8 protein-coding genes are annotated in these 10,882 nt (G+C 75.1%); 4 read left to right on the forward strand and 4 right to left on the reverse strand.

The window, feature by feature from the left end; genetic code table 11:
- Positions 1–128: 128 nt before the first annotated feature.
- On the forward strand, positions 129–839 hold the full coding sequence (locus ABZ444_RS13110; protein ID WP_357995236.1) for a hypothetical protein: 711 nt from the start codon (positions 129–131) through the stop codon (positions 837–839).
- A 92-nt stretch (positions 840–931) separates the two neighbouring features.
- Here the strand turns inward: ABZ444_RS13110 and ABZ444_RS13115 are convergent, their stop codons facing one another.
- The 3 genes from ABZ444_RS13115 to ABZ444_RS13125 are packed head-to-tail and all read right to left on the reverse strand — an operon-like array spanning position 932 to position 6,961.
- Positions 932–3,517, reverse strand: coding sequence for a LuxR C-terminal-related transcriptional regulator (locus tag ABZ444_RS13115; RefSeq protein WP_357995238.1), 2,586 nt, complete (start codon positions 3,515–3,517; stop codon positions 932–934).
- 49 nt (positions 3,518–3,566) lie between these two features.
- Complete coding sequence (locus tag ABZ444_RS13120) at positions 3,567–3,728, reverse strand: hypothetical protein (protein WP_185844989.1); 162 nt, start codon at positions 3,726–3,728, stop codon at positions 3,567–3,569.
- Positions 3,729–3,763: 35 nt separating this feature from the next.
- Positions 3,764–6,961, reverse strand: a complete 3,198-nt coding sequence (locus ABZ444_RS13125) for a BTAD domain-containing putative transcriptional regulator (protein WP_357995240.1) — start codon at positions 6,959–6,961, stop codon at positions 3,764–3,766.
- Positions 6,962–7,072: 111 nt separating this feature from the next.
- Between ABZ444_RS13125 and ABZ444_RS13130 the strand changes: the two genes are divergently transcribed.
- Positions 7,073–7,591, forward strand: coding sequence for a universal stress protein (locus ABZ444_RS13130; protein ID WP_357995242.1), 519 nt, complete (start codon positions 7,073–7,075; stop codon positions 7,589–7,591).
- Here the strand turns inward: ABZ444_RS13130 and ABZ444_RS13135 are convergent.
- Entirely contained in the window at positions 7,585–9,012 is a 1,428-nt protein-coding gene (locus tag ABZ444_RS13135; protein ID WP_357995244.1) for a PLP-dependent aminotransferase family protein, read from the reverse strand. The genes ABZ444_RS13130 and ABZ444_RS13135 overlap by 7 nt on opposite strands.
- 67 nt (positions 9,013–9,079) lie before the next feature.
- Between ABZ444_RS13135 and ABZ444_RS13140 the strand changes: the two genes are divergently transcribed.
- Positions 9,080–9,529 carry a carboxymuconolactone decarboxylase family protein gene (locus tag ABZ444_RS13140; protein WP_357995246.1) on the forward strand — a complete coding sequence of 150 codons (450 nt, stop codon included), beginning with the start codon at positions 9,080–9,082 and terminating at the stop codon, positions 9,527–9,529.
- Positions 9,526–10,689 carry an MFS transporter gene (locus ABZ444_RS13145; protein ID WP_357995248.1) on the forward strand — a complete coding sequence of 388 codons (1,164 nt, stop codon included), beginning with the start codon at positions 9,526–9,528 and terminating at the stop codon, positions 10,687–10,689. Before ABZ444_RS13140 ends, ABZ444_RS13145 begins: the two co-directional genes overlap by 4 nt.
- The last annotated feature ends 193 nt before the right edge of the window (positions 10,690–10,882 follow it).

Below are 10,882 nucleotides of genomic sequence, written 5' to 3' on the forward strand. Positions count from 1 at the left end.
TCCAGGGGAGGGAGGAACCGGGCGGTGGAAGAACACCGGCGGACGCCGGACGGTTGACCTCACCCTGGAGCCAGGCGATTACGGTTTCCTGCTGATGGGCTACGGATTCGGCGCCATAATGACGCTCAATGCCGAAATTTCAGGAGTTGGGGGAGTTTGCCGCGGCGATCGCCCCCGTCGTCGACGCGGCCCACGTCGACGTGCACGCCGCCGCCGGCAGAGCCGTCCTGGACCTGGCCGAGCGCTCCGGCCTGACCTGCGGCCTCCTCAACGACCTGCGTTTCGTGCTCCCGCTGCGCCCGGTGACCACGGCCGCGCTCGCCGCCGTCTACCGGTACGGCGACGTCACCGAAGGCGTCGGCGTCCACCTGCGCGAGGGCACGCTCGAACGGGACGCCGCCGGGGCGTTGCGGCTCACCTCCGCGGGACGGGCGTTCGTGGACGGCCTGTACGCCGCGCACGCCGAGGCGGCCGGCCGCGTCTGGGCGGGCCATGACGTGGCCGGTCTCGCCGTGTCGGTGGGCGGGGTGCTCGACCGGGCCGTACGCGTGCCGGGCGGCGCCCTGGAGGTGATGGCGCCGCCGTACGAGCCGGACGCCGCCCCAGCCGGCCTGCTGCTGTTCAACCGGCTCGCCGCGCTTCGCTACCACCGGGCCGACGCGCACGCCGAGTCCTGGCGCGCGGCCGGGCTGACCGCGGCCGGGATCGTCGCGCTGAAGGACGGTCCCGTGCGGGCCGCGATCGAGGCCGAGACGAACCGGCGGGCCGCCGACCCGTACCGGGCCATGACGGACGGCGACCGCCAGGCCCTGTACGACGGCCTCCTCAGGCTCGTCTGAAACGCCGCGAGGAGCCTCTTCGACAGTGCTGCAAGGAGCCTCTTCGACAGTGCCGTGAGGAGCCTCTTCGATCGTGCCGTGAGGAGCCTTGCCTAGAGTGCCGCCAGCAGGCGGCCCACCTGTGTGCGGTCGTTGACCCCCAGCTTCTCGTAGGCGGCCTGCAGATGGTTGGCCGCCGTACGGGTGGACAACGTCAGCCGGTCGGCGATCTGCCGGTTCGTCAGCCCGGCCGCGGCCAGCTTGACGATCTCCCGCTGGCGCGGCGTGAGCTCCGGCGTGGCCAGCTCGACCAGCGCGGGCGTCGAGACCCCCGGGCACCGCTTGGCCAGTGCCCACGCCCTGGTCTGAGCCCCTTTGGCCAGCGTGCCCCGGCCGTCCCGGCGGTGGGCCGCCGACTCCTGGGCGAGTGCCTCGGCGGCGTACAGGATCAGGCCGAGCCGCTCGAACTCGGCGGCGACGTCCCGCAGCTCGGCGGGGTCGCCCGCGGCCCGCGCGTGCCGGGCGAACAGTCCGGCCAGCGGCCCGTCCACCCGTTCGGCGAGCGCGGCCAGCCGCCGGGCCGCCAGGGCGGGCGCGCCCAGCCGCACCAGGTCGTGCAGCGCGAACATCAGGTGCCCGAACTGCTCGTGCCGCTCGGCCAGCCCGGCGGCCGTCAGGCACAGGCTCACCGCGTGGTCCAGGTCGCCCGCCGAGGCCGTCACCCAGACCGCGGCCTGCAACACCGGCTGCCGGGTGAACGCCCACCGCGAGGCCGGCCCCTCGGCCTCGGCCAGCGCGGCCCGCGCCGCCGCCGTCTCCCCCAGCAGCGCCCGCGCGTGGGCCAGCTCGGCCAGGCACCGCCCCCGGTACGGCGTCCCGGGAGGCAGCCGGGCCGCGTCCTCCCTGGCCCAGCGGGCCGCGCCGGCCGCGTCGCCGCGCAGCCTGCCGACCATCGCCCGGTACGCCCCGAACCCCGACACCGACAGCTCGGCCGCCGCCGGTTCCATGCCCTCCGCGGCCGTCCGCGCCGCCGCGTCCAGGCGGCCGGAGAACACCTGGGCGGCGCAGCGCGCGTCCAGCAGCGCCGGCAGCGCGTGCGGGGCGTCGTCGTCCCAGTCGTCCCTGCCCGCCAGGGCCCGCCCGGCCACGGCGAGCGCGCTCTCCGTACGCCCGGAGTAGGCGTCGGTCCAGGACTCCAGCGCGGCCGCGTGCGCCGCACCGCGCACGGTCATCGGCTCGCAGGCGTGCGCCCGCGCCAGCGCGTCCGCGGCCCCGGCCAGCCGACCGGCGAAGAAGTCGGCGACGCCCCGGTAGACGTGCGCCTCCTGCCGCCAGGCCGGGTCGGCCAGGGAGTCGGCCGCCACGTCGAGCACCCGGCACGCCTCGGCGTCCGCGCCCGCCCAGGCGAGGTTCATGCCCAGGCTGAAGGCGTGCTGGGCGCGCTCGCCCTCGGTGACGGCGTTCCTGGCCGCCTGCCGCAGCGCCGCCAGCGCCGCGTCCTGGTCGCCCAGCACCATCAGCACCTGGCCGAGCAGCGCGACCGCCGGCACGCCCGCGCCCGCCTCGATCGCGGCATTGGCCAGCCGGGCGGCCAGCCGCGGGTCACGCCTGGCCCAGGCCAGCCCCGCGGCCGACAACAACATCTCCGGCGCGGCGGCCGACCCGCTGTCCAGCCGCCAGACGGCCGCGCGCAGCTCGTCCTCGCGCCGTCGCAGACCGCTGGCCTCCAGGGCCTCGGCCAGCGTCCGCAGCCGCCGCCTGGCCCGCAGGGTGCCGCAGTCGCCGCGGACCACCTCGCCGTACAGGGGGTGGCCGAGGCGTACCTGCTCGCGCCTGCCGTCGCCGGCGACCGTGACCAGGCCGCGGGCCTCGACCCGCTCGACCGCGCGCGGCGAGGTCAGCGCGACCAGCAGCTCCGCGCCCACCGGCGCGCCGAACGCCACCAGCTCCAGCACCTCCCGCTCGTCCTGGTCGAGGTGGCCGATCCGGGCGCCGACCAGCTCGCGCAGCCGGGTCGTCATCGACAGCTCGCCCCGCCAGCGCCACTCGCCGCCGCTCTCGGCCAGGCAGCCGGACGTGCGTCCGGCGTGCACGACCTCGCGCAGGTAGAGCACGTTCCCGCCGGTGACGGCCGCCAGATGCCGGACGGTCCCCGCCGCCACCTCGCCGCCGAGCGCGCCCGCCAGCACCTGGCCGACCTCGTCGCGGCCGAGCGGTGGCAGCTCGACCCTGGTCAGCAGCTCGTCCTTCCACAGCGCGGCCACCGGCGCGGGCAGCGGGCCGCCCGTACGCACCGTGACCAGCACCCTGGCCTCCCCACCCGCGGCCAGGTAGTGCACCAGCGCCGCCGACGCCGCGTCGAGCCGGTGGGCGTCGTCCACGCTCACCAGCAGTTCTCCCTCTCCCCTGCGCAGGTGCCGCGCGGCCCAGCGCAGCAGGTTCTCGCCGCCCTGCGGCGGACCCGTCAACACATGGGCGAACGCCCCGAACGGGATCATCGACGCGGTCTCCGTGCCCAGCACGCGCACGACCTCGTACCCGTCGAGCCCGGCCAGCGCCTGCGCGGCCAGCCTGCTCTTGCCGACGCCCGCCTCACCGGCGATCATGGCGCCTGCTCCCGACCGCAGCGCCGCGCGCACGGTCGCGATCGATCCCCCTCGCCCGACGAACGGCCATCCACTCCCCAGTTGCTCGCTCATCGTGCCTCCTCTCACCACAGATGGTGGCGAGCCGAGGTTCGCGCGAGGTTCAGGCGGGATCGCGGTTCAGGCCGGCCGCGTTCAGCAACAGGGTGATCACGGCGTCGGCCCCGCTGAACGGCACCGGCTCGCCCCCCACCTCTTCGAGCAGCCCGCGGAGCTGGCCGCCGGATTGCTCGGGCTCGACCAGCCGTACGATGACCGTCCTCATCGGATCACCATCACCCCGGACGGTTCAGGTCTGGTTCAGGTGGGGTAGGGCGCGGGCTCGACCTCCAGCTCCCGCATGCGCTCGGCGTAGAGGTGGTAGCGCCTGCGGGCGTCGCCGCGCCGGCCCGCCAGGTCGAGCACGCGCACCAGGCCCAGGTGGGCGCGTTCGTCGTAGCCGTCGCGCTCCAGCAGGCGCAGCCAGTAGCGGGCGGCCTCGTCGTAGCGCCGTTCGCGGGTGCGCGCCGCGGCCAGCCGGGCGGCCGCCTGCACGTAGGCCAGCCGCGCCTGTTCGCGCAGGCCCACCGCCCAGTCGGCGTAGGGGTCCTCCTCGCAGAACTCGCCGCCGTACGCGCTCTCGGCCGCCGTCCACCGCTCCAGCGCCTCGGCGGCGCGGCCGGCCTGCTCCAGCCGTACGGCTCCGGCGGTCAGGTCGAGGAAGCGCTCCACGTCGACGTCGGCGTGCGCCAGGTCCAGGCGCAGCGCGCCCTCCTCGGAGACCACGACGTCGTCGGCGGGCCGTTCGTGGGCCGGGTCGAGCACCGCGCGCAGCGTGGACACCATGACGTTGAGCCGCCGCAGCCCGACCGCGTCGTCCCGCTGCTCGGGCCACAGGATCTCCACCAGCCGTTCCCTGCTGATCGCGCCGCCCCGGCGGCTGACCAGGATCTTCAGCAGGTCGCGGGCCTTGCGCGACTGCCAGGCCGTACGCGGGACCGGCACCGCGCCGCGCAGCACCCGGAACGTTCCCATGGTCTCGATCACCACCGCCGCCCCCGGCACGGGCGCCGCGCGGGCGATCAGCTCGTCGATCCGGTCGTCGAGCGCCCGGCAGCCGATCGCGTGCATCCGCTCGCGCACCCGTACGGCCACCTCACCCCCGCTCACCGGGTCGGACAGGGCCGCCCGCACCAGCTCGGCCCTGGCCCGCCCGATCGGGTCGCCGAGCGCCGCCCACCTGCGCACCGCCTCGTCGGCCTGCGCGGGATCGCCGTCGAGCCGGGCGCGCAGCTCGTGGAGCACGGCCTGGGCCGCGTGGTCCCTGCGCTCCACGGCGATCGGCCCGGTCTCGCCGACCAGCCGGGCGGCCTCGTCGCGACGGCCGGCGGCCAGGGCCACGTGCGCCGCGGCCACCCGCGCGGAGACCCCGGCGATGCCGCCGGCATGCGCGAGCGCCTGCTCGGCCACCTCGGACGCCTCCTCGGGATCGTCCTCGGCCAGCAGCTCGGCCAGCGCGTTGAGCGCGTTGGAGCGGGTCTGCACCTCACCCAGCGGGCCGGTCTCGGCGATCACCCGGCGGTAGACGGCGGCCGCCTGCCCGCGGTCGCCGCGCAGCGCGTGTATCTCGCCCAGCCGGACCAGCCCGACGCTGACCAGCCGCGACCCCATCGCCTCCCACCTGGCCACCGCGTCGGCGGCGTCGATCGCCGACTCCTCCAGCCGGCCGAGACCGACCAGCGCCTTGGCCCGGTTGGCCACGTTGAGCGCGGCGTACGGCGCGAAGGACACCAGGTCGCACAGCCTGCTCGCGGCCTCCGTCTCGGCCAGCGCCTCGGCGTAGGCGCCCTCGTCCAGATGGCGGGAGGCCCGGTTGGCCCGGATCCTGATGAGCTGGACGACGTCGCCGGCGCGTTCGGCGTACTCCAGCGCGCGCAGGTAGTAGGCGTCGTTGGCGCGGCGGTCGCCGTCGAGGGCGGCGAGCATGGCCAGCACCGTGTTGGCCATCGCCAGCGCGCCGGGGTCGCCGAGGCCGCCGGCCTGCTCCAGCGCCCGGTCGGCCAGCTCGGCGCAGCCCGCCCGGTCGCCCTTCAGCCACAGCACCGAGGCCATGGAGGCGGCGCACATGGCGGCGTCGGCGGGCGGCGAGCCATAGGCGTGACCCTTGGCGTACATCGTCATGGCGGCGTCGAGGTCGCCGCGCAGGTGGTCGATGAAGCCGAGCCGCCTGGCCACGAACGCGTCGAAGGCGGGGCCGTCGGCGACGCGGGCCAGCAGGTCGTGGGCGCGGGTCCAGTGGCCGCGGTTCTGCTCGGCGATGCCGGCCAGCCTGAGCATCGGCGGCGAGCCTCTGGCCTGCTCGGGCAGCAGGTCGAGCGCCGCGATCACGTCGCCGCGTTCGGCCAGGCGGGGGCCGTGGGAGTTGAGCAGCGACGCGGCGAGGTCGGGGTGGGCGGTCGCGACGGCGGCGCGCAGGGCCAGCTCGGGCTGGTCGTGCTCGACGTACCAGCGGGCGGCGACCGCGGCCACGTCGTGGGCCTCGTGCCGGTCGAGCGGGGCGTGCCTGGCCAGGACGTGCCTGCTGGTCGAGGTCAGCCGGTGGCCGTCCTGGTCGGCCTCGATGAACAGGCCGCGGCTGGTCAGGGCCGCGAGCGTGTCGGGCGGCGCGCCGAGCGTGGCGGCCAGGCCGGAGGTCAGCACCGGCAGGACGGTCGCCGCGCGCAGCAGCTCCCGCATGCCCGCCGGCAGGTCCTTGAACGCGGCGAGCGTCAGGTGTTCGAGCGTGGCCGAGTTGGCGGCCAGGCTCGCCGCGGTACGCGGCCAGCTGGCCGGCTCCTCGCGGGCCAGCGTGTCGAGGGCGGCCTGGACGGCGGCCGGCCAGCCCGCGCACGCCTCGTGCAGCCTGGCGGCGATGCCGGCACCCTGCTCACCCAGCCGCTCCCTGGCCCAGGCGGCGGTCTCGGACGGGGTGAGCGCGAGGTCGGTGGCGTCGAGGTCGAGCACCTCGTGATCCTGGCGCAGCCGGGCCGTCGGGAACGGCAGCGGCGCCCGCGAGGCGGTGACCAGGTGCAGGTGCCGGGGCGCGGCGCGGACCAGCGTCTCGACGTAACGCACCGAGCCGGGCGCGCCGGTGATCGCGTCGACGCCGTCGAAGACCAGCGCCAGCCCCCTGGTCAGCCGCCGGGCCAGCGCCTCGGCCAGCGCGCCCGCCAGCGCGGCGGCCCTGGACAGCTCGTCGGCGCCGGGGCCGAGCGGCGCCCCGGCCGCGGCCAGCAGGTCGGCGGGCAGCCCCGGGACGGCCTCGGCCAGCGCCGACGCCACCGAGCCCGCCAGCGTCGGCAGGTCGCGGTCGGCGGGCCCGAGCAGGTGCAGAACGCCGCCCACGGCATGGCTCCACCCGGCGAGCGCGATCGACTTCCCGTAGCCTGTAGAGGCCGCGAGCGTGGTGAGCCTGTGCGTAAGCGCCCCGTCGAGCCGCCGGTCGAGGGCGGGACGGGGTTGCACCCACCCTCGTTCCACCCCCGCATGCTACGCCCGGGCTCGCGGAGGACTCCAGAGTTCGCAAAGTGCCACCTCCCGGTAACTGGCCGGTTGGCGCACTATGGTCGTACTTCATTTCCAGGAGGCACCGTGGAACAGGATCTGCCTGGCGGTGTGAGGCTGATCGTGGGGGTGGACGAGTCCCCGGCCTCGCGTTGGGCACTCGCCTGGGCCATCGGCGCGGCCAGGCTGCACCGGATGGCTCTGGTGGCCGTTCACGTCAGTCGTGCGCCCGTCCATCCCTTCCCCGAGGCGCTGCCCGTGCAGCACGCGATCCGGCAGGGCGAGGAGACCCGCTGCGCGGAGGTGATCGCGGGCGTGTTCGAGGACGTCGCCGGGGGCGTGCCCGACGACCTGCGCGTGGCGACGCTCAGCAAGGTCGGCGACCCCGGCTACCACCTCGTCGATCTGGCCCGCGAGGGCGACCTGCTGGTGCTCGGCCGCGGCCGGCGCCGGCTGCTGAGCAGGATCCTGCTGCCCTCCACCAGCATGTACTGCGCCCGTCACGCCAAGACGACCGTCGTCATCGTGCAGCAGCCCTCGCCGCCGGACGATCCGGAGCTGTCGGGCGAGCGGGCGCGGCGGTTCTGGAGCCGGCGCGACTACTGACCAGGCGTCGTCTTGAGGTTGGCCGCCTTCAGGTTGGCCGCCTTCAGGTTGGCCGCCTTCAGGTTGCCGGTGAGCAGGCGCAGGCCCGGGACGATGTCGTGCGGCCCGATCGCGCCGTAACCGAGCACCAGGCCCGGCTGTGCCGGGGTCTCGCCGCAGTAGGCGTCGAGCTGCTCGACGGCCAGGTCCGGCACGGGCCCCAGGGACACGCCGGGGGCCAGGCGGGCGCACACGTGCAGGCCGGCGGCGGACGGGATCAGGCGCAGCCGCTCGTCCCCCGCCAGCGTCGCGGTGACCAGGTCGTGCCGGGCGGCGTACTCGCGGGTCGCCTTCCTGATGTGCCTGGCCAGCAGCCCCTCGTCGATGAAACGGGCCAGGGCGGCCTGCGTGGGCACGTCGCCGTGCCAGTCGGAGAGCTGCCGCGCGGCGCGCAGGGCCGGGCCGAGCGAGGCGGGGGCGACGAGGAAGCCGAGCCTGAGCATGGGCAGCAGGGTCTTGGAGAACGAGCCCACGTAGATCACCCGGCCCGACCGGTCGAGGCTCTGCAGGGGTTCGAGGGGACGTTCGCCGAAGCGGAACTCGCTGTCGTAGTCGTCCTCGATCACCACGGCGGCGCGGCGCTCGGCCCAGGCGAGCAGGGCGGCGCGGCGGGCCAGCGACATGGGCGTGCCCAGCGGGAACTGGTGCGAGGGCGTGACGTAGACCAGGCTCGCCGAGCGGGGGATGGCCGCCACGTCCAGGCCCTCCGCGTCCACGGGCACGCCGGTCACGCGGGCGCCGAGCGAGCTGAACAGCCGGCGGGCGGGCGGGTAGCCGGGCTCCTCGACGGCGACGGTCGTGCCGGGCTCGATGAGGACGCGTCCGACGAGGTCGAGGGCCTGCTGAGCGCCGTTGGTGATCAGGACGTCGTCGGGCCCCGCGTGAACCGACCGACTGATCCCGATATGACGCGAAATAGCCTCACGTAGAGGCTCATAGCCGGACGAATCCTCGTACGTCGCCAGGCCCACCCGCAGCTCCCTGGCCACCAGCCTGCGCCAGGTCTCCATCGGGAACAGCCGCGCGTCCGGCACGCCGACGCGGAAGTCGTACCGGGCGGGCGGCACCCGGACGGTCGCCCCGAGCTCCCGCCAGAACGCCCGCGGCCTGACCACCCCCTTGGGCGCGGCCCGGCCGCGCACCGGCTCGGCCGACACGAACGTGCCCGCCCCCGCCCGGCCGACCAGGAAACCGTCGGCCACCAGCCGGTCGTAGGCCACCGCCACCGTGTTCCTGGAGATCTCCAGCCGGCCGGCCAGCTCCCTGGTCGGCGGCAGCCGCTCGCCCGAGCGCAGGCGCCCGTCGAGTATGGCGTCGAGCAACTGCCGGTAGACCTGTGCGGCCAGGTCACCGCGCCCTCGGAGGCTGATGTGAACGTCCAACTTGGCCCAATCAACTAGGCGGAAATTGGAGCTTATATCGGGACAAGAGGGCGACCAAAATGGGCACATGACCGAACGTATGGAACTCGGGAAGTTCGCCGGCGAGGCCTACAGGGCGATGGCCGGCCTGGACCGTTTCGTGGCACAGAGCACCCTCCCCAAGCCCCTCCTCGAACTCGTACGGCTGCGCGCCAGCCAGATCAACGGCTGCGTCTACTGCGTGGACATGCACAGCTCCGACGCCAAGCAGGCGGGGGAGAGCGACGCCAGGCTGCACGCCGTGGCCGTCTGGCGCGAGGCGCCCTTCTTCACCCCGCAGGAACGCGCCGCGCTGGCCTTCACCGAGGCCGCCACCCGCCTGTCCACCGACGACGTCACCGACGAGGTCTGGGCGCAGGCCGCCGCGCACTTCGACGAGCAGCAGCTGGCCGCGCTGACCGTGGCCGTGGCCACCATCAACGCCTGGAACAGGATGGGCGTCGCCACCCGGATGACCCCGGAGTCGTACAAGTCATGAGAACCCAGCGGGTCCTCGCCGCCGCGCAGCTCGCCAACTCCATCGGCGACGGCGCCTACCTGGTCACCTCGGCGCTCTACTTCGCCGACGTCGTGGGGCTGTCGGCAACCGAGATCGGCCTCGGCCTCACGCTGGGCTGGGCGGTCGGCTCGGTGGCGGGGGTGCCGCTCGGGCACCTGGCCGACCGGCGGGGGCCGCGCGGCGTGGCGGTGCTGCTCGCGCTCACGACCGCGGTGGCGGCCGGCTCGTTCGTGTTCGTCCACTCGTTCGCGCTGTTCCTGCTGGTCGCCTGCCTCTACGGGACCGCGCAGACCGGGCTGTCGGCGGCCCGGCAGGCCCTGCTGGCCGGGCTGGTCGAGCCGGCGCGCCGCACGGTCGTGCGGGCGGTGCTGCAGTCCACGCTCAACGGCGGCATGGCCGTGGGGGCCGCGCTGGGCGGCGTCGCGCTGGCCGTCGGCACCCGTGCCGGATACGTCGCGGTGTTCACGCTCGACGCCCTGAGCTTCCTGGTGGCCGCGCTGGTCCTGCTCCGGCTGCCCGCCGTGCGGCCCGCGCCCGCCGCGCCGGGGCCGCGGCTGGCCGTGCTCAGGGACCGGCCGTACGCGCTGGTCACGATGATCAACGCGGTGATGCTGTTCTACATGCCGCTGCTCAGCCTCGTGGTGCCGCTGTGGATCGCGCAGCGCACGTCCGGGCCCGCCTGGCTGATCTCGGTGCTGCTCGTGCTCAACACCGGCAGCGTGCTGCTCTTCCAGGTACGCGTGGCCCGCCGGGTGCGCGACCTGCGGGACGCGTCCACGGCCGTGCGCCGGGCGGGGGTCGTGCTGTTCGCCGCGTGCGCGGTGTTCGCCCTCAGCCCGCACGGCTGGGTCTTCCTGATCGCGGCGGGCTGTCTGCAGGTCGCGGGGGAGATGCTGCTGGCCGCGGGGGCCTGGGAGATCGGCTTCGGGCTGGCCCCCGACGACAGACAGGGCCAGTACCAGGGCTTCTTCGGCACCGGCACGGCCGTGGCGAGGATGCTCGGCCCGGCCGTGCTCACCACGCTCGTGCTCGACGGCGGGACCGTGGGCTGGCTGCTGCTGGGGCTGGCGTTCATGACGGCCGGCGCCGCGATGGCACCGGCCGTCAGATGGGCCCAGCGGTCACTCGAACCGGCGTAGGGCCTCGGCGCTCACTCGAACCGGCGTAGGGCCTTGGCGGTCACCTGAACCGGCGCAGGGCCTTGGCGGTCACTTGAAGCGGCGCAGGGCCTTGGCGGTCACTTGAAGCGGCGTAGCCGCAGGCTGTTGCTGACCACGAACACGCTGGAGAAGGCCATCGCGGCCCCCGCGATCATCGGGTTGAGCAGGCCGA

Source organism: Nonomuraea sp. NPDC005730, assembly GCF_040630865.1.
Lineage (GTDB): Bacteria > Actinomycetota > Actinomycetes > Streptosporangiales > Streptosporangiaceae > Nonomuraea.